Below are 18,803 nucleotides of genomic sequence, written 5' to 3'. Positions count from 1 at the left end.
AGGATAAAAATGAATAAAGAGCATGTGAGTCAAGACTATGCCGCTGAAGTGCTCGATACTTGCTTAAAAGCAGGTAGATTAATGATCGAAGGCGGCAGCGAAACTTATCGAGTTGAAGATACGATGATGAGAATAGCCCGCAACGCAGGTATTACTGGTGCTAGATGTTTTACAACTCCAACTGGAATATTTATGAGTTTAGGTGAACATTCCTATACTCAAGTTACGCAAGTTAAGAAAAGAAACATTAATTTAGAGTTGGTAGACCGGGTTAATGAGTTATCACGTGAATTTGCTGCCGAAAAAATCACTTTGAAGGAATTACAGGAAAGACTTCAACAGATTTCAATCTCTATTCCAGATTTTCCAATTTGGCTTCAAATTATCGGAGCTGCAATTTTGAGTCCGACTTTGATGGTCTTATTTATGGATGATTATGACTGGATTGATTTTCCAGCAGCTGTTATTGGCGGTTTATCATATGCTGTGTATTTAGCTATTAAACGCTATACTAATATTCGTTTTTTAGCTGAAATGGTGACGGCAATTTTTATGGGAGTAATTACCATTTTTGCTTGCAAGTTGTTTCCTAAGCTTATTGTCGATAATATCTTAATCGGATCCTTGATGACATTGGTGCCTGGAGTGGCGATAACTAATGCTCTGCGAGATCTGTTTGGTGGTGATTTATTGTCGGGGATGGCTAGAACAACAGAGGCAGTTTTAACTGCTATTGCTCTTGGTGGCGGCATCGGTATTGCAATTAAGTTATTATGGGGTGTGATGTGATGCCTTTTTGGTTAGAAATAATTGTTAATTTAGTGTTTGCCTGGCTTGCTTCTGTGGGCTTTGGATTAATTATTAATGTCCCTCACCGTGCTCTTGTGTTATGCGGTGTCAGTGGGAGTGCGGGTTGGATCTTGTATTGGTTGGCTAATCGAATTGGCATTGGCCGATTAGGATCTAATCTTTTAGGAGCATTGTGCGTTGGAATTTTAGGTTTAGTATTTGCTCGAATTAAAAAATGCCCCGTAACTGTTTTCAACATTCCCGGTGTTGTACCACTTGTGCCAGGTGTGCCAGCCTATCAGGCAGTACGTGCAATGGTAGAAGGGCAGCTGTCTGATGCAGAAGACTTAATTTTACGAGTGGCAATTGTCACAATTGCGATTGCAATGGGTTTTATGCTGGCCCAATTGATGGGCGAGATCTTTTTTAAGACGCGCAATAATAGAAAAAATAAGAAAAATTTAGTATAATTATAGATGCGACGAGTCGAGGAAAACGCGAGATGCGTTCTTTGACAGAGATCATCTGGACTCTAGAAGTCAAAGCACGGGAAGTGCTGATGATGGGCTACTTTGGCTGTGAAACAAAGACCCTGACATACTTTTGTATGTTTCTCGCCAAAAAGACTAGCTTTCTTTTGAAAGTTAGTCTTTTTTAGTACTACAATATTTTTGAAAGTAACTTAATGAGGTAAAAACTTATGAAAATATCTATTCATCATATTGTAACTCAAAAGGTTGGTAACTCAGTGGGCTTTTCACTTCCTGCTTCGTTTAAAGTAGAGGTAGGAACTGAGTATACAATTCATCAAAAATCTGATGGTAGTTTGATCTTAATACCGAAAATTTCGAATCCTTATACCTCTGATGCTAAATTTGAAGATGTACCAGAACCAGAAAGGGAAGCTTGGGAAAATTTGGCTATGGAGGAATTACGTCATGCCGAAGATTAGATTTAAACAAGGAGATATTGTATGGGCGGATTTTTCACCATCGGTTGGACAGGAAATGAAGGGGAAGCACCCTGCAGTTGTAGTGTCCTCTAATTCATACAATGAGAAAACTAATTATTTAATGCTCTGTCCCATTACTTCACACGGCAATCATTTTCCGACATATCTAGACTTGCTAGGCTATCGGGTTCATGGACGAGTAAATGCAGCACAAATTCAAACCTTTTCTAGAATGCGTTTATTAGATGAAAAACCAGCAGATCATCTTAGACCAGAAGATATGCTTAAGGTAATGGAACTACTTAGCTTTGCTTTACAGTTTGATTAATCAAATCTAACTTTTTTCGGTTGCATGAATAAGATTTATTGAGTATCTTAGTAATGAAAAAAGGATACATGAAGGAATTTTTATCGTGAAAATTAAACAAGAAGAATTAACTAAAAAAATTGAAGAACAAGATTATCTTCAAGATCTTGAAACAATTAAGTATAGTGAAATAACAAAAACTAAATTAAAGAAAGTTGCAACTAAGATGATTGGTGAAGCAGTCCAAGCTTTTAAGCATAATTCACTTATTCAAACGCAACTTGCAATTAGTGGAAGAAGACCAATGACTTTTGCATTAGAGAGTAACATCATTAATCTTCCTTTTGCTAATTACAAAAAAATTAGCAATTTTTGTAATAATGAAGATGAATATGAAGTAAATATTTATTTTGAAACTATTTCAGAATATGTAAATGTATCACACTTTAGAATCGATATTTTGGGCTCAAGTGATAAAATTGTGGCTGATCCAGATAAGTATAGCGACTTACTGGTTAAAGCAATTGAAGAGAAAATTGAAGTCATTCGTAATTATCAAAAACCAGAATCAAAAACGAAAGCTAAAAAGACAAAATAAGGAGTTAACCTTGAGGGCTAACTCCTTATTTCTTTATTTCACGCATTTTTAGAATTGGATGGGCATTTGTATAAAAGAAGAAATCTTCAATCATTGCACTTTCCATCAAACCTGTTGTTAAAGTAGGATCTAAAGTTTCAACATTTTCAGGATACTTGGGCTCTTGTCCTAAGTTCATAAGTGCCTTGTTTAAGGTGTAATGAATATAATGTTCAACCTTATCTTCTAAACCAGTGTCTTCATATAAAAGATGAATGTGGTTAAGCTCATTAGCATATAATCTATCGCATAACCCATATACCCAATTGTGAACACTTTCTTGCTCTTCTTTAGAGAGTTTGAAGTAGTCACGCCTAAATTTAATTCCTGTATAAATACCATTTAAAGTCGTTATTCTAAGTGCATATTTAATCAATTCCGCTGTTCGTGGTAATTTATGCTGTCCGAATAAATATAGGGGTCCAAAGAATGACGAATGATATAAACCAGTTGAGAGAAAAACATGTGCTGCCTTTTTCTGAATTGCATTCTCTGACTGATAGACTGTGTTTAAAAGTCTCATCTTTTTTTGCAGATATGGATTTTGGTTTGCCCAATTAAAAGCCTCATCTCGTTGCTCATCGGAAGTAGAAAATTCACTCAGAGCATGACCATAGGCTTTATTATTAATTGATTCCAAATATTGCAATGCATTATAGACAGCAGCTTCTTCGGAATTTTCCGCATCTTGCTTAATTTTTGAAAGTGAAACTTTCATCTGGAGAGTAGATGAAAGAGCTAAAGAACCAAAGCTATGTAGGAGCATAGTTTGTTCAGCTTTAGGGAGATGGGAAAATTCATCTCGGTCTTTATGAATTGGAACACGACGAGGTTCGTAGACAATATCATTTAATCTTGCCCAAGCAGAACGATCTACTTGATCTTCGACAGCATTCCAGTTACTTGCTTTATAATAAGATTTTTTATTCATTTTTCTGCCTGAAGTCACTTAAGAAACTAATATTGCTAAGAGATGGATTTTGAACTGGCAAATCTTTTTGTGCGCCTCGTTCCTTTTTACAAGCTTCTTTGACAATTTGGCGAACGTTTTTGACATCAGCCGAGTTGCCACTTAGCTCAAGTAAATAGAGAATCGGTACGTGCAATGTAACAGAAATCTTTTTTGCCGTTTGAGCAAAAAGATCATTAAAGTTACGGTTGCCACATCCTATTAAACCTAAAAGGTTCTCTTTATTATCTTTATATGTTAAAAAATCAACAACAGAACCCATCATAAAATCTTGATACGACGGCAAGATCAAAATATATTTATCATTCATTTGATATTGAGGATGAGCATCCTCAATCCGATGTGCATCAAGGCCCGTTTTATTTATGAATCGTTGCGTTTGTCCTGTAATTGTATAAAAAGCTATTTTTACCATAGTTTTGCCTAACGCTATATACCAAAACTACCTTCTACGTATTCAATTGTCGCGACTTTTTCTAATAAAGTCAAATTAAAAAAAGTTTTAAAAACATCCATAAGTACCGTATACTTAAATTAAAGAAAATGGAGGGTCCCTTATGACACTTGGATGGAATATTTTAGGTATTTTGGCCTGGTTAATACTTGTTTTGTATTTGATTTTTATCGTACAAAATATTCGTAAACGTCACTTAATGATGATTGTAAAAGATCGTAAGCGATTTGAATGGAAGACTACTCTGCTAGACATCTTAGAGGTTTTAGTTCTTCTATGCGGTGCGATCTATATGTTTAGCATCACTTTATTTTACAATCCTGATTTAGAAAATAAACAAGTTTTATCTAGTAAAATTGAATATCAGCCATTGATTTTAACAGCTGGTAATAAACGTTCATACTATGTTACCGCTAGATCTGATAATAAGAAAGTGCCTGTTCAAACATATACTTTCTATAGCAATGGAAACAGAGTAACTGTTAAAAGCAATTACGCTACCATTTCTGATGGTAAGAATCCAATGTCGGTTCAAGCAGCAGCTATTCCATATTCTGCTAAGCAATTAGTTCAAGCAGATGGGCGCTATCAAAGTGCCTATGTGGCAACATATACTGCTACTTACAAGAAAAATTGGTATAACGGCCTTAGAATGCATGCTGGTAAGACTGCAGCTCGATATTACTTGATTAGAGTACCTGACCGTACCTTTGTGAGAGAATTGAAGTAGAAGAATTTATGTAGAAAAAGACCTTATTCCGAAGATTGAAAATTCGGGATAAGGTCTTTTGTTTATTACTTCATTAGCTTTTTAGCTGTTCTGCTATAACGGATATTTTGTAATAAAAATCCTAAGATAAATGCCATCACTAAGGTTGCTGATAAGTATTCAAGAACATTACCTGCATAAAAGGCAGCAAATAAAATGAAGCCGCCCGATAAGAGCAGGGAAGAGATCAATAAAGTTTTCGGATTTTTATTGACTAACCAGTAAAAAATTCCATAGCCAAGAACAAATATGTAGATTACTGTTAATAAGATTGTTCCCAGCAATCCCATTGAATAATACTGCGCTAAAAAGTCACGCTCTAGCGGAGCAATATTATTTTCACGGCTAAAGGAAATACCAAAAAGTTTATTGAGTTTATTTTTATCATTGTTCATGACGCGACTAAGAATATCTTGTTCAAGATGTCGATAGTTTAATCGCTCAGTAGCCGGCCTTTTCATGACGTCAAGCCAATAATAGGGATCATTTTTGTAGGAATAATGATCTAAAACTAAGTCATTTTTTAAAGAATAGACCCAATAATTTTTCTTAATAAAATTCTTTAGATATTCTTCTTGTTTTTGCCCCTTATATCTTTTTAATCCAGAGTCGAGTTCTTGATCGAGTCTATTTTTGTCACCAAGATTACTTCTTTTTTGAGCTACGCCATTTTCAAGCGAAGATCTTCTAAGCGTTGGACTATAAGGAAAAATAGCACTAGAAGCAGCTAAGATGCAGATCAATGTAATTAGAAATTTGGCTGAAAACTTGGTATTTTTCAAAATTAAGCTATGGAATAAGAAGATGATTAAGAAAATAACTAAGCTAATAATTAAGCCAAAATTTCCCACCTTTGTTCCTAGCATTAACATTGCTAAGGCTTGTGCACTCACTAGCACTATATTTAAGAGGTTAAACTCTTTATAAAGAATATAGAGCATAATCGGCATAATCATAAATAAAATAGCTGATAGAGTGTTAGCTTGAAAAAATATTCCCTTAGATGCTAAAGCGTTAAAAGGATAATTTGTTTGAGTAAACCAAGAAAAAATATTGGCACTGATTCGCTTAGCTCCTGTAGTATGGTATGAAGTTAGCGAAAAAACCAAGAGATTTGAGATGACAATCGTTAAGGAATATAAACCCGAAATTGCTTGAATTACTCTGAAAAAGTATTTAGTTTTAAAATCACTGTATGAAGTGATATAGATAACTATCAAGGTTAAACAAGCTCGAATTAAGTAAAAGATCTCAACTTTTGTCGAATAGCCAAAGCTTGTTGGATCTACACCAGTAAAGTTTTTAACAGAGAATAAATGGCAAAGCGAATAGAGGATTAAAATTGCAATATAAGTAATAATCCACCATTGTTTTTTTAACCTTTGCCAATTACTTTTGATGCTAAAGAATAAAATAATAGCAATAAAAACTCCTAAAACTCTCAAAATCGATGGAAGTGAGAATTTTAGAAGTGGTGGTCTGGATAACCAATAAATATCTAGAAATGGTTGGATTAAGATAAACCAAAATAAGAATGTTTGTAGCCTTTTTTTCATATGATTATCGATACCTTTTATTAAAAAAATAAAACTTGTTTAGGCATAATTTTTATTTTGATTTTTTAGTTTTATCTGGTTGAACTTTAGAAATTTTTACATCATTAGTTGCAGCTGTTTTTCCACGTGCAGGTGATTTAACTTTCTTTAAGTTCTTAAAGTTAATAACCATTTTATTGTTTAATTCGTTAACTGAAGATTCATCTTCTGGATCGTATGAAGTAATAGCTAGCAAAGCAGAATTTTCGTAAATTTTTTCTACTTTTCCTTGAAAAGGATGCTTAAGTTCCTCTTCAGAAGTAGCAGCTAAAATTTGTCCAATCTTTACGTCAGCTTTTTTCATTTAAAAAACTCCCTTTTCTGTACAGAAATGTTTTACAATAGTGAAATACTATTATATATAATAGTCGATTTCAAGCGGGAGAGTAATATTTTGCAAAGAATTATCATAATTGCTGGACCAAGTGGGGTAGGAAAGACCACAATTTCAAAATACTTAACAGAAAAATATAATATTCCTCGTGTAGTAACGCATACTACAAGACCAATCCGAAAAGGTGAAATTCCAGGAAAATCATATTATTTTGAAAATGACGAGAGCTTTAAAAAACTTCATTTCTTTGAACATGTAAAATATGGAGAATATCAATATGGTTCAAGTAAAGAAGCGTTAGAAAAAGCTTGGGAAAAGAATGATTTAGTTTCTTTAATAGTAGAAACAGATGGGGTTAAATCATATTTAGAAAAATTAGGAAAGCAGGTATATTTTATTTATTTGACCGTTTCTGATTTTTCTGTTTTGAAAAAAAGACTACTAGCACGCGGCGATCAAGCGAGTGAAATTGATAAACGATTAAACAGCTATGAATTTAAACGCGACTTACATTTATCAGACGAATTAGCAAAAGAAGCGCATGTATTAAATAATGATAACTGGGAAGAAACAGCTAAAAAAATAGATGAAATCATAGCAAAACTTGATAATGAGTAGGTTTTGAATAATGAAAAAGATTGAGAATAAGCGAAATGTAATGACAATGATTTAGCTTTGTAACAGGGCTGTAATATTAATGCCCTACAATAACCATTGTCAATTAAAAAAGAGACACATAGCATAACTTTTAAGTTAATTAATGACGGCTATGTTGATAATATTAAGAAAAAAGAATTTTATGGAGGAAATACCTTTGACTATCAAATCTAAAGTAATCAAACTTACCACTGCTGCCTCATTCGCTGTTGCAGGTATCGCAACTTTAAGTGCAGCTAAATTAAACTCATTATCATTTAACAATACTGCACAAGCTTCAACTATCCAAGCTCCTGCAAAGCAAATTGGTGTTGTAAAAGTAAATTCTAAGACTGGTGAAAGTGTTGCAGTTTGGAACAGCTACGAAGATGGCAAGCAACAAACTGGTAAGTACTTACCACATGAATCAAGCTGGAAGACATACAAGAAGGTTAAGACTGTTAAGGGTGAAACTTGGTACAACTTAGGTGGAGACCAGTGGATCTCAGGCGATGATGTACAAGAAGAAGCTCCAATCGCACTTACTGCTGATTTATCTGCAGTTAAGGCAGCTGTAAGTCAAGTTCCTGCAGCTAACGTTGCAAGCAACGCTACTGCCGATGCACAAACTGCTGTAGCTAGCGTTAACAACGCACAACAAGCAGCAACTACTAACAATGCATCAGTTGCAACTGCACCTGTACAAACTAATACTGCAGCTACTGCACAACAAACTTCAGCAGCTGCACAAGCTCCAGTAGCACAAACTACTGCACAACAAAGTACATACACTGCTTCAACTAACAACACTTATGTTGCTCCAGCAAAGACTAACTACTACGCACAAGCTAACACTACAGTTAAGACTCAACAAGCAGCAACTTACAGTGCACCTGCACAAAACACTACTGCTACTAAGCCTGCACAACACCAAACTCAACAAGCTTCAAGCCAAGCTGCTCAACCAGCTACGCAACAAGCTTCTACTCAATCAAGCAGCACTGCTCAAACTGTAGTTAATGCAGCAAAATCACAAATCGGTAAGCCTTACGTATGGGGTGCAACTGGTCCTAACGCATACGACTGCTCAGGTTTAGTACAATACGCATACAGCCAAGCAGGTAAGAACATTGGACGTACTACTTACCAACAAGCTGGTGCTGGTCAACACGTTTCTGTAAGCCAAGCACAAGCTGGTGACATCTTAATGTGGGGTGACTACCACGATGCTATCTACGTAGGTAACAACCAATACGTACACGCACCACAACCAGGTCAAAACGTAACTCAAGCTACTATCTCAAGTTACTTCATGCCAGATTACGCAATCCGTGTAAGATAATTAAATGAAATAAACATAGTTATTTTAGAAGGTTAATTGAAAGATTAACCTTCTTTTTTGTGTTATAATGAAAAGAAATTTTTTAGGAAACAGGTATTTTTAATGAATAACAAGAATATAGAAAAAAATACCCATCCCACAAATAACTATCGTAAGTGGCTAATAGGTATTTTAATTTGCTTAGTAATTGTTTTAATAGCTTGGTTGGTAGTTGGATATATCCAGTCAAAAAGAAATGCTGAAGCGGAAAAATTTAATGCTAGTCACTTTAATTCAAATGTTGTAATTTATAATGTTCCAGTCGGCAAACTAACTGTTAAAAAAGCTACTGCTAAAATAAATGAGAAAGCTAAAAATAGTGCGGTTTTAAAAGGTGACGAAGTCATTTTAAAGAAGAATAGCGATAAAGTAATTACGAACAAAAAAGTTCAATCTTACTTTGAAGAACAACATACTCGCTACCCTAGCCGTAAAAAATGGAATTTTCAGAATACTGAGCTCTTAAAAGCAAAAGAAAAGTTAAATCAGATTAAAGATCGACAAGTAAAATATACGGTTAATGGTAAGTCTTTTGTATTTAAGCGGTCGAAAATTTTTCCAACGGTAACTTATGAAAATGATAAGTATGTTTTTTCAGATACAAAGATCTTAGCGAATAAGATTAGCAGTATTAATAAAGAAGTATCTACACTTCATAAATCTTATGACTTCCAATTGCCAAATGGTCAAGTTACAAAAGTAAAAAATGAAAGTTATGGTTGGGCTATTAATGAGAAAAAGCTTGTTGCTGCTGTTGAAAATGCTTTAGTCAATAATACGCAAGAGCTAAATGGTAAAAACTATATCTACGGTGAAGGTTTCAGTACGTATGGAACTGGATATGGCTTAAGTAATAATGGAATTGGAAATAGTTACATTGTTGTTTCTTTAACTGATCAAAAGCTGTGGATATATAAGAATGGTAAGTGCGTGGTTACTTTAAACACGATCGTTACTGGTACAGTTGAAACTAAAATTGCTCATAAAAACTTAGAAACACCTACTGGAGTTTGGTATATCCAATATAAAGAATCTCCAAGTGTCTTAAAGGGAACAAATGATGATGGTTCTAAATACTCAGTTGATGTTAAGTACTGGATGCCATTTACTTTAACTGGTTGTGGCTTTCATGATAATAGCTGGCGAAAGAACTGGTCTAAGACTGCTTACCTAAATGACGGATCTTATGGTTGTGTAAACTTAAAACCTAATGACGCGCCAAAAGTGTGGAATAATATAGAAAAGAATGAAGCAGTAATCATTTATAAATAATACGAAAAAAGAGTAGATTTTAAATCTACTCTTTTTGTCTGCTATACAGCATTTACTTTAAATTTTTCTAGATCTTTTGGAGATAGCCTTACAGTAACGTGAACGCCGTCGTCTTTAAAGTCTTCACTTAAAATTTGACCATATTCATGTAAGTAAGCTAAGTTCTTGCCATCTGAAAGTGGCAATACTAAGTTTATTTTTTCGTAATTATCAAATACTTTTTTGACAATTAAATTAGCTAACTGCTTAATTGATTCGGGATCTTTAGCGGAATATAAGATATCATTTCCTTCAATTTGAGGATAATTACGTTCTGTTAAATCAGCCTTGTTATAAGCGGTAATCATTGGAACATCAGTGATGTTTAACTCATTTAGAACTTTTTGCGTGGTTTTAATCATTTGAACCATATTATGATCCGATGCGTCTACTACATTAATGAGCAAGTCGGCGTCTTTTGCTTCCTGCAATGTAGCTTTAAATGACTCAACCAGATTATGAGGGAGCTTAGAAATAAAACCAACGGTATCTGAGAGAATGAAACTTAAATCATCCTTCAAATCAATTCGTCTAACGCTAGTATCTAAAGTCGCAAAAAGCATATTTTTTTCGAAAACCTGCTTTTTATTGGCTTCGTCACTAAAAACATTTAGCAATTCATTCATCGTTGTTGATTTTCCTGCATTAGTGTAGCCAACCAAAGCCACTTGAGGCAGACGAGAATTGTTTCTTCTAGCAGATTTGATTTCTTCTTGTTTACTGATGTCTTTTAGCTCTTTCTTAATTGCGCTAATTTGTTTACCAATAGTACGTCTATTTAATTCAAGTTTAGTTTCCCCAGAACCACGGTTGGCGAAACCGCCACTTGCTCCACCAGAACCACGTTGCTGGTCTAGATTATTTTCAGAAGGATGAAGCCGAGGTAATTCATACTGTAATCTTGCAAGTTGAACTTGTAATTTGGCTTGTCGACTCCGTGCTCGATTAGAGAAAATTTCTAAGATTAACTCTGTTCTGTCTAAAACTTTAAGCTTTGTCATGCCCTCAATATTTCTGATTTGAGTAGGAGACAATTCATCATTGATAACTAAGACTTTAGCATGTAATTCACGGGCCATATTTTTAATCTGGTTAAGCTTCCCCACACCAAAGTATGTACCTGCGACAATATTTTCAGCCTTTTGACTTCCCTGGCCGACAACATCTAAGTTGTTTGCGAGAGCTAATTCTCTTAGTTCTGTCATATAGTAGTAAAAATTGGGATCGTTTAAATTTACGCCAGCGATAAAGGCTTTAGTCTTTTTTGGTTGATTGTCGATCAAATAATTCACCTGCTTTCATAAATTTAGTTTTTATATTGGATAAATAGCTTAGAAAATCATCATAACCATTCCTTTATTTGATAGTATGAAAATTATAATTTCTTTTTAAATAAAAATCAATTTTAAAGACAAAAAGGCCACTTCGATTCCGAAGTGACCTTAGGATATTTGAACACGGTAATATCCGAATAGAGATAATTGCTTTAATTAACCGTGCACATAAATATGAGTGGAGTATATAATTGCTATTCTGATATCATAATAAATCTTACACTTCTCAATGAAATTGAACTGACTGTATCAAAGGTAGTTAATTAAGAAAATCACTTAAGCCATACATAATTATGGGGGAATAGGAAAGCTCACGACTTAAGGGTATATAGGGTGACAAATTTATTATCTTTGTAATACATAGTTTAAACTGAAGTCATATATTGAGATACGATTCAGCTTCCTGAAGAATTTAGTTAAACTGTATTTTACTAACAATTAGTTTCACTATTTTCAATTTTATTGAACTATAGACGGGAAAAAGTAGTGAAAATAGTGGATAGGTATTACGACTCAGAGTATCAAAAACTTCTTCTTAATATATTTACTAGATATTTATATAAAGTAACAGCAATTAAATATATTGTTATTTATTGCTTCTCTATGAAGACTGTCTTCATTTATAAATATAAGACCTTATAAAAATAATAGCAAATAAAAGAGCTTTCATAAATTGTTATGTTATTGAAGCATAATAAAAGCCAAATCATTAATCGATTTGGCTTTTTTAATAGAACTAACTTAATTTTCTTTTGACCTTTGCCACTTAGCAATTAATGGTAAAACAATCCCTAGTCCAATCATTAAAAGAGGTTCGACAATGTTTAGGATTAGCATATGCCACCAAGTAGCTGAGCCAGCCTTAGCATCAATTGGAACGATACCAAAAGTTGCGCCAGTAACTGTAATAATCAAACACCACCAACCAACAATAACAGCAAAAGTCTTGTTTTTGATAAATACATATTGTGATGGGAATTTTTCTGGGTGAAGTCTGATCTTAATAAAGGCCCAGAAGAGTAGTCCGGTAACATATGGTGATACAATTCCGTTTAAATTAAGTAATTGATTGAAGATGTCATTAACTGACGGAAGAGTAGCACTTAAAAATAGTAAAACGGAGCAAATTCCAGTTGTTAACCAGTAACCGTTAATTGGTAGCCCATTTTTATCAGTCTTGGTTAATTGCTTAGGTAGATACTTTTTAGCAGTATCTGATAAGAAAATTCTTGCACCGCCATCTACTAAAACAGCTAGTTGTGCAAGCATATAGAGAGCTTGGGTAATAATAAAGGTATATAGGAAGAATTTACCCATTCCGAATTTTTCACCCATTGCTTGAAAGGCATAGTAAGAACCATTCATCTTTAAATCATCTGGTAAGTGATGAGCATTAAAGAATACGCCTAATGCAAAGGAACCAAAAATAGTTAAAAATCCAGTCATGATTGCTAACATGTACATTGCTTTAGGAAAGTTTTTAGGTCCATCTTTCATTTCAGTAACGTAAGGAGCAACAAATTCGGCTCCATTCATGGCGAAAATCAATAAGCCTAATGACATTAAGAATTTCATATCAAAAGTTGGCAAGAAATTCTTAAAGTGGAATGGCTGCGTAGCAATCGTGCGTCCTTCGCCGAGGTAGACAATAGTCATGATTACGAAAAGAATAGTCATGATAAACATTGCTCCGCCACCGATAATGGATAACCATTGCAATGAATTAGCAAATCGGTGTTGGAAAAATATAAAAATGACAAAGATAATTGCAGTAAATAAGGCAAAAGCCCAATTACTCATTTCCTTGTCACTTAATGCGTGGCCTTTAAAAAGCCATGCAAAGGAAACAACGGTAGAATTTGCTACATCAACTAAGTAAGGCAGAGACACTACCCAGTAGCACCAAGCAGTAATATATCCCATTTTGTCTCCAGAGGTATGTCTTAGCCAAGATGACAAACCACCACCATCATCAGAAAAAGTTGCTCCTAATTGTCCAACGATCAATTCATAAGGAACGACAAATAAAATTAATAATAAAATCCAGTCACTAACAACTGCCAGTCCTTGGTTTTGAAAGTTGTAAGTAATATCATCAAAACCAATAACTGTAACAAAGTCCATCAGTGCAATTACCGGCCAGGTTAGTTTTTTACGTTTTTGAGCTTCATCAAAAGTATCCATGTTTCCTCCTAAAAATCCTATCTTACTTTATTTATTTAAATTTAGGAGGAGGGTTGAAGAAGTAGCTTCCCTGCATACTAAACCTCTTTTCGTATTTTAATTACAATACCGTTTTCTATTATACAAGAATAAAAGTTCAAAAAAATGAAAAACAGGCTTTACTTTTTATGCCTGTGTCTGTATTATATAGTGTAACAGGTACGTAATACACTATAACAAAAAGGGAGAGTAATCATGAGTGAAGTAGTTCAAGTTCAAGACATTACCAAGACTTATGGTAAGAAAGGTGAGAAACAATACCAAGCTTTAAAAGGCATCAGCTTTGATGTGGCACGTGGCGAATTTGTTGGAATCATGGGTGCATCTGGTTCAGGTAAGACAACTTTATTAAACATTTTGTCAACTTTAGACCAGCCAACTACAGGAAATGTTTATATCAATGGTCGTGATATTACCGGCTTAAATAAGAACCAAATGGCTGATTTTCGTGGACAAGAGATTGGCTTTATTTTTCAAGATTTTAACTTGTTAGAGAACTTAACTAATCGTGAAAATATTGCACTTCCTTTATCACTTCAAAATGTGAAGACAAGTGCAATTAATCCTAAAGTTGATAAAATTGCTAAGCGATTAGGGATTGATCATATCTTAAATAAATATCCAGCAGAAATATCTGGTGGTCAAAAACAACGTGTTGCAGCAGCGCGGGCATTAGTTCATGAACCAGCTATTCTTTATGGGGATGAACCAACTGGGGCACTTGATTCAAAGAGTGCTACAGAACTTCTTGAAACCATGAAGGGGTTGAACGAAAAAGATAAAGTATCAATCCTGATGGTAACTCACGATCCATATTCAGCTTCATATGCTAGCCGTATTCTTTTTATCAAGGATGGTAAGATTGGTAAAGAAATTAAAAAGGATGGCAAGAGCCGCGAAGAATTCTATCAAGAAATTATTGCGGAATTAGGTAGACGTTAATACTAGGAAGGAAATAATTATGCTTTGGAAATTATCATTAACCGGAATTAAAAGCCGGTTCAAAGACTATTTAGTTCTTTTTTCTGGCTTAACTTTTGCTAGTGCAATCTTCTACATGTTTATGACTTTAGCAACTAATCCTGCTTTCTTAAAAGGCTCGTTAAGTATTGCTTTCCAAATTACTCAAATTGTTTTTGGCTTTGGGATTGCGCTTTTATCAATTATCACTTTTGTTTATATTGTATATGCTAATAGCTTTTTGCTGAGCATGCGGCAGAAAGACTATGGGATGTACATGATGCTAGGTGCTAGGACTAGTAAAATTGGAAGACTGATTTTTACTGAAACACTTGTTGTTGGTTTATTAGCTACTTTATTAGGAACTGTTCTAGGAGTTGCTTTAACGCAAGGCGTTTCTAGCATTTTAATCTCACAATTGGGCTTACAAATTCATAAATTTGTAGGATTCTATTTACCAGCTTTACTTTGGACGATCGCATTTTTTGCAATTTTATTCTTTTTAGCTGCTTTCTGGAATCGTCATAAGTTAGTTAAATCGAATATAATTAATTTACTTCATGAAGATCAAAAACCAGTTAAATTACATAGAAATAAATTATGGAAGTTTATTGAGGCACTATTAGGTATTGCATTACTTGCCACAGGTTATTGGGCAATGATGCATGCAGCAAAATTAGGTACCAAAACCGTTCCCATTGCTTTCTTTACAATTGTTTTCGGTTCTTACTTTACTTTTGATTCCTTCTTTACAGCAATTATTGATTTACTTCGTAAGAACTTATCTTTCAAGTATCGAAAACTTCATTCCTTTACTCTAGGCCAATTGAAGTTTAGATTAAGTGACTATACAAGAATTTTATCAACCGTATCATTACTATTTGCGCTTGCTTTAGGAGCAATTACTGTTGGCTTGAACTTCAATAATATGACTGAGCAGGCAATGCAAAGTACTTATTATGATGTAGTTTTATACAACCGTAATCAAAAAGTTGATAATCAATTAAAGAAAGTTTCTATAAAATCTACAACTCATTTTGACTATAAGATGGTCGTAGAAGGTAAGGGAAAAGAAAAGAATCGCGTCCTTTACATTTCTGAAAATCAGCTCAAGAATAATAAGATTATGTATCAGCACTATTCACGTAAAAATGACGTGAACCACTATGATACTAGACGTCTTACTGTTAATGATTTTAAAAATAAGAAGTCAGATGTTGCAGCAGAGGGTGAATATCAATTAGTGTCTCTTACTCCGTATATTGACGCTCAAGCTAAGGTTGTATCGCAAGCTCAATATGATCAAATTAAGGCTAAAGTAAATAAGATTGAACTTTTAAGAGTTAATAATTTTAGAAGTAATTTCAACAATATTGAAAAATTGCAAAAATTATCAGTAAATCAAATGATTAGTTCACCAGAGGCTGAAAAAGATGGAATTAATGTAAATCTTTCTAATTCAAAATCTGCTCAATATCGTCTAGTTTCAAGTATGACTTCTGGTTTTGAATTTATGGGTTTCTTCTTAGGACTAGCCTTTCTAGCAATGCTTGCCTCAACCTTGATGTTCAAGGTTTTATCTGGTGCAAACAGCGACAAGCCAAGATATCAAATGCTATGGAAAGTTGGAACGAGAAAGAGCTTATTGAAATCATCAATTACTAAAGAAATTGGAATTCTGTTTGCTTTACCAGCAGTTTTAGGTGTGGTAGACGTCCTATTCGGACTTCAATTATTTAAATCCATCTTGGGGATGAATACATATGACAAACTGTGGATACCATTTACAATTTTCGGAGTGCTTTACGTAATTTACTACCTATTAACAGTGATTTTATACCAACATATTGTTTTACAAAAAGAAGATTAAGAAAAAGACTTCATCAAAAATTGGTGAAGTCTTTTTTGCGTTAAACTGACATTTTATTATAAGAAGCAATTTTCATATCTTTATCAGTCATATTCATAATTGTAATTGATGCGTTTCTTGGACCGTGAGCCAAGTTGTATTTGCCAGGCGCAAAGCGAGAAACAATACTTCTAATGGTAAAGCCATGAGTAACAAGTAAAATGTTTTCAGCACCATCTAATTTACTGATTAAATCAAAGCCTTTATTAACTCGGCCCCAATATTCCTCCGCATTTTCTGCTTCATGATATGGGTCTGCTTCTTTCATGTAGTCTTTAATAGTATTGATATCAACTTCTTTAAGGAGTTCATCTCTTCTTGGATAGCCATGGGGGCCACCAATCATGCGCCAAGCTTCATCAGAATTCATTCCTTCAAAAAAGCCATAGAATTGTTCCCTGAAAAATGGCGTTGCGATATGCTGCAACTCATCACGGTTGCAATTTTCATTGATAATGTAGTCACAAGTGTCGCTAGCTCTCTTTAAATCGCTTGAAATAGCAATATCAAAAGGAATATCGCTTAAAGCTTTACCAGCATCTTTTGCACCCTTTATTCCTTCATCAGTTAATGGGGTGTCACACCAGCCCTGCATTTTGTCATAGCGGTTGATATAAGTTTGACCGTGACGTACGATATAGATTCTTTTCATGATAAAAATCTCCTTGAATTACTTACTTTGATTATATCAAACCTAAAAAAATTAAAATCTTAAAAGGCGTATACAAAAACAGAATTAACAAGATGCCCACTATAATTAAGAGAATAGTATTTCTTTTAGTCAGTTTTTGATGTTTTTCTTCGGTAATTTTATTATTTCTAAAATCACTACTTACTTTAATTTGTCGACCTACAAGAATAGCAATTAAAACTAGGTAAATAAATAGGCCAATTAGTTCGAAGGTTCGCATTGTGATTCTCATCTTTCCTTGTGATAGAAACATTGTATCAAAAATTTTGAATATTAAAGCTAAGTATACTAACTTAAGAGATGAAAGAAGAGTGATTTTTATGAGAGTTACAAAATTAGTAATCGGAATTTTGATGATTGTTTATTCTGTATGGCTATTTATTCAAGGTTTATTAGGTGGATTTTTAGGAATAATTGCTGACAAAAATATGTTAGCAGGGATTCTTGGCATTCTCCTTTGCGGCTTATTTATGGCAAGCGGGATTGTCTATATTTCAACTGAAAATAGTGACGGTCTAGGCGGTGATATTGCTGGCTTTGCCATGATGATTGTTGCCGGAATTTTAGGCTTTTTCGGCGGAACATATGCTGGTTTGATTTGGACTGGAATTTTAGCCTTGATTATTGGAATTGGCTTCTTTGTATGGCATTTGAAGACTAGATGAGAGAAATCGAAATATTTCATCTGTTTGAACCAACTATGTACAATAAAAGGTGAGAGAGCTGACTAGTAAGCTTATAGAAAGAAGGATTATTATGAAATTTATGTCTTGGAATGTAAATGGGTTGCGTGCTGCGTTGCGTCATGGCTTTGTTAATACTTTTACAGACTTAGATGCAGATATCTTTGCCATACAAGATACTCGCGTAGAGGCAAATGAAGTACAAATTGACTTACCAGGCTATTATCAATACTGGAATTATGCCAAAAGAAAGGGCTATGCTGGTACTGCTGTCTTTACTAAAGAAAAGCCGATTACAGTCGCAAATGGATTCGGCGTTCCAGAAGTTGATGGCGAGGGTAGAAGTATTACTTTAGAATTTCCAAACTTCTATTTCATTGATGTCCAAGTTCCATTCTCTGGAGAGAAATTGCAAAGATTAGATTTTAGAGAATTGTGGGCACAAACCTTTAGAAATTACGTTACTAAGTTAATGCAATATAAGCCAGTAATCATTGGCGGGGATATGAGCGTGGCTCATGAGAAGATTGATTTAGCAGAACCAGATGACAATCACCGTCATGCAGGATTTACTGGAATTGAAAGAAAAGAATTTTCTGAATTATTGAATGCTGGTTTCATTGATACTTTCCGCTATTTCCACCCAGATGAAGCAAAGTATACTTATTGGAGCTATCGTGAAGATGCTCAAGCAAAGAATATTGGCTGGAGGCTAGATTATTTCTTGGTATCACATAACTTAGAAGATAAGATAATCAATACCAAGATTTTAAACAACATTATGGGATCAGATCATTGCCCAATTGAATTAGATTTAGACATTAAAACAGGAAAATAATTTTCATTAGACAAAGAAAAATGCACCTCG

The 18,803-nt window shown here is 34.1% G+C and carries 21 protein-coding genes; 13 read left to right on the top strand and 8 right to left on the bottom strand.

Annotated elements, in window-relative coordinates; genetic code table 11:
* Nucleotides 1-9: 9 nt before the first annotated feature.
* The 5 genes from AB5359_RS07900 (at nucleotide 10) to AB5359_RS07880 (ending at nucleotide 2,646) form a co-directional block, all read left to right on the top strand.
* Nucleotides 10-789, top strand: coding sequence for a threonine/serine exporter family protein (locus tag AB5359_RS07900; protein WP_368280101.1), 780 nt, complete (start codon nucleotides 10-12; stop codon nucleotides 787-789).
* Nucleotides 789-1,259, top strand: coding sequence for a threonine/serine exporter family protein (locus AB5359_RS07895; RefSeq protein ID WP_003646733.1), 471 nt, complete (start codon nucleotides 789-791; stop codon nucleotides 1,257-1,259). Before AB5359_RS07900 ends, AB5359_RS07895 begins: the two co-directional genes overlap by 1 nt.
* A 230-nt stretch (nucleotides 1,260-1,489) precedes the next feature.
* A complete protein-coding gene (locus AB5359_RS07890; protein WP_020807066.1) occupies nucleotides 1,490-1,741 on the top strand; it encodes an AbrB/MazE/SpoVT family DNA-binding domain-containing protein in 252 nt (83 codons plus the stop codon).
* Nucleotides 1,728-2,069 carry a type II toxin-antitoxin system PemK/MazF family toxin gene (locus AB5359_RS07885; RefSeq protein WP_003649976.1) on the top strand — a complete coding sequence of 114 codons (342 nt, stop codon included), beginning with the start codon at nucleotides 1,728-1,730 and terminating at the stop codon, nucleotides 2,067-2,069. Before AB5359_RS07890 ends, AB5359_RS07885 begins: the two co-directional genes overlap by 14 nt.
* Nucleotides 2,070-2,154: 85 nt before the next feature.
* Nucleotides 2,155-2,646 (top strand): hypothetical protein, encoded by a 492-nt coding sequence (locus tag AB5359_RS07880; protein WP_048686202.1) that lies wholly within the window; start codon nucleotides 2,155-2,157, stop codon nucleotides 2,644-2,646.
* A gap of 25 nt (nucleotides 2,647-2,671) precedes the next feature.
* On the opposite strand, the gene AB5359_RS07875 is transcribed toward AB5359_RS07880, so the two are convergent.
* Nucleotides 2,672-3,616 carry a ribonucleotide-diphosphate reductase subunit beta gene (locus AB5359_RS07875; protein WP_368280099.1) on the bottom strand — a complete coding sequence of 315 codons (945 nt, stop codon included), beginning with the start codon at nucleotides 3,614-3,616 and terminating at the stop codon, nucleotides 2,672-2,674.
* Nucleotides 3,609-4,070: a class Ib ribonucleoside-diphosphate reductase assembly flavoprotein NrdI gene (gene nrdI, locus AB5359_RS07870; protein ID WP_077410530.1), complete on the bottom strand. Its 462-nt coding sequence runs from the start codon at nucleotides 4,068-4,070 to the stop codon at nucleotides 3,609-3,611. The genes AB5359_RS07875 and nrdI overlap by 8 nt, the downstream gene beginning before the upstream one ends.
* Before the next feature lie 142 nt (nucleotides 4,071-4,212).
* Between nrdI and AB5359_RS07865 the strand changes: the two genes are divergently transcribed.
* Nucleotides 4,213-4,839 (top strand): LVIS_2131 family protein, encoded by a 627-nt coding sequence (locus AB5359_RS07865; protein WP_048686204.1) that lies wholly within the window; start codon nucleotides 4,213-4,215, stop codon nucleotides 4,837-4,839.
* A 65-nt stretch (nucleotides 4,840-4,904) separates the two neighbouring features.
* Here AB5359_RS07865 and AB5359_RS07860 read toward each other — a convergent pair whose 3' ends face one another.
* Both AB5359_RS07860 and AB5359_RS07855 read right to left on the bottom strand, forming a co-directional pair.
* Nucleotides 4,905-6,434, bottom strand: coding sequence for an O-antigen ligase family protein (locus AB5359_RS07860; RefSeq protein WP_048686205.1), 1,530 nt, complete (start codon nucleotides 6,432-6,434; stop codon nucleotides 4,905-4,907).
* A 52-nt stretch (nucleotides 6,435-6,486) separates the two neighbouring features.
* On the bottom strand, nucleotides 6,487-6,777 hold the full coding sequence (locus tag AB5359_RS07855) for a DUF2187 domain-containing protein (RefSeq protein ID WP_003649982.1): 291 nt from the start codon (nucleotides 6,775-6,777) through the stop codon (nucleotides 6,487-6,489).
* A gap of 90 nt (nucleotides 6,778-6,867) precedes the next feature.
* Between AB5359_RS07855 and AB5359_RS07850 the strand changes: the two genes are divergently transcribed.
* The 3 genes from AB5359_RS07850 (at nucleotide 6,868) to AB5359_RS07840 (ending at nucleotide 10,096) form a co-directional block, all read left to right on the top strand.
* On the top strand, nucleotides 6,868-7,425 hold the full coding sequence (locus AB5359_RS07850) for a guanylate kinase (RefSeq protein WP_003651275.1): 558 nt from the start codon (nucleotides 6,868-6,870) through the stop codon (nucleotides 7,423-7,425).
* Between the two features lie 196 nt (nucleotides 7,426-7,621).
* Nucleotides 7,622-8,785, top strand: a complete 1,164-nt coding sequence (locus AB5359_RS07845; RefSeq protein WP_180374236.1) for a C40 family peptidase — start codon at nucleotides 7,622-7,624, stop codon at nucleotides 8,783-8,785.
* 102 nt (nucleotides 8,786-8,887) lie between these two features.
* Nucleotides 8,888-10,096: a L,D-transpeptidase/peptidoglycan binding protein gene (locus tag AB5359_RS07840; protein WP_048686211.1), complete on the top strand. Its 1,209-nt coding sequence runs from the start codon at nucleotides 8,888-8,890 to the stop codon at nucleotides 10,094-10,096.
* Nucleotides 10,097-10,137: 41 nt separating this feature from the next.
* Here AB5359_RS07840 and hflX read toward each other — a convergent pair whose 3' ends face one another.
* On the bottom strand, nucleotides 10,138-11,418 hold the full coding sequence (gene hflX / locus AB5359_RS07835; RefSeq protein WP_048686213.1) for a GTPase HflX: 1,281 nt from the start codon (nucleotides 11,416-11,418) through the stop codon (nucleotides 10,138-10,140).
* 792 nt (nucleotides 11,419-12,210) lie between these two features.
* On the bottom strand, nucleotides 12,211-13,653 hold the full coding sequence (locus tag AB5359_RS07830) for an APC family permease (RefSeq protein WP_048686215.1): 1,443 nt from the start codon (nucleotides 13,651-13,653) through the stop codon (nucleotides 12,211-12,213).
* A 234-nt stretch (nucleotides 13,654-13,887) separates the two neighbouring features.
* Here AB5359_RS07830 and AB5359_RS07825 point away from each other — a divergent pair, with 234 nt between their 5' ends.
* Both AB5359_RS07825 and AB5359_RS07820 read left to right on the top strand, forming a co-directional pair.
* The gene (locus AB5359_RS07825; protein WP_003652590.1) at nucleotides 13,888-14,634 is read left to right on the top strand and encodes an ABC transporter ATP-binding protein; all 747 of its coding nucleotides are present in this window, start codon (nucleotides 13,888-13,890) and stop codon (nucleotides 14,632-14,634) included.
* A 19-nt stretch (nucleotides 14,635-14,653) separates the two neighbouring features.
* On the top strand, nucleotides 14,654-16,522 hold the full coding sequence (locus AB5359_RS07820; protein ID WP_020807519.1) for an ABC transporter permease: 1,869 nt from the start codon (nucleotides 14,654-14,656) through the stop codon (nucleotides 16,520-16,522).
* 40 nt (nucleotides 16,523-16,562) lie between these two features.
* Here the strand turns inward: AB5359_RS07820 and AB5359_RS07815 are convergent, their stop codons facing one another.
* Nucleotides 16,563-17,213: a histidine phosphatase family protein gene (locus AB5359_RS07815; RefSeq protein ID WP_003649991.1), complete on the bottom strand. Its 651-nt coding sequence runs from the start codon at nucleotides 17,211-17,213 to the stop codon at nucleotides 16,563-16,565.
* Nucleotides 17,214-17,244: 31 nt separating this feature from the next.
* On the bottom strand, nucleotides 17,245-17,472 hold the full coding sequence (locus tag AB5359_RS07810) for a hypothetical protein (RefSeq protein WP_048686218.1): 228 nt from the start codon (nucleotides 17,470-17,472) through the stop codon (nucleotides 17,245-17,247).
* 100 nt (nucleotides 17,473-17,572) lie between these two features.
* Between AB5359_RS07810 and AB5359_RS07805 the strand changes: the two genes are divergently transcribed.
* Nucleotides 17,573-17,917 carry a hypothetical protein gene (locus tag AB5359_RS07805; protein ID WP_003652598.1) on the top strand — a complete coding sequence of 115 codons (345 nt, stop codon included), beginning with the start codon at nucleotides 17,573-17,575 and terminating at the stop codon, nucleotides 17,915-17,917.
* 91 nt (nucleotides 17,918-18,008) lie between these two features.
* Nucleotides 18,009-18,773, top strand: coding sequence for an exodeoxyribonuclease III (locus tag AB5359_RS07800; RefSeq protein ID WP_368280097.1), 765 nt, complete (start codon nucleotides 18,009-18,011; stop codon nucleotides 18,771-18,773).
* Nucleotides 18,774-18,803: the final 30 nt, after the last annotated feature.

This window comes from Lactobacillus sp. RTP31084st1_F9_RTP31084_210423, from assembly GCF_040919545.1.
Classification (GTDB): Bacteria; Bacillota; Bacilli; order Lactobacillales; family Lactobacillaceae; genus Lactobacillus; species Lactobacillus paragasseri.
The sequence above is the reverse complement of the archived record's forward strand: the minus strand, read 5'-3'. Positions and strand labels throughout refer to the sequence as shown.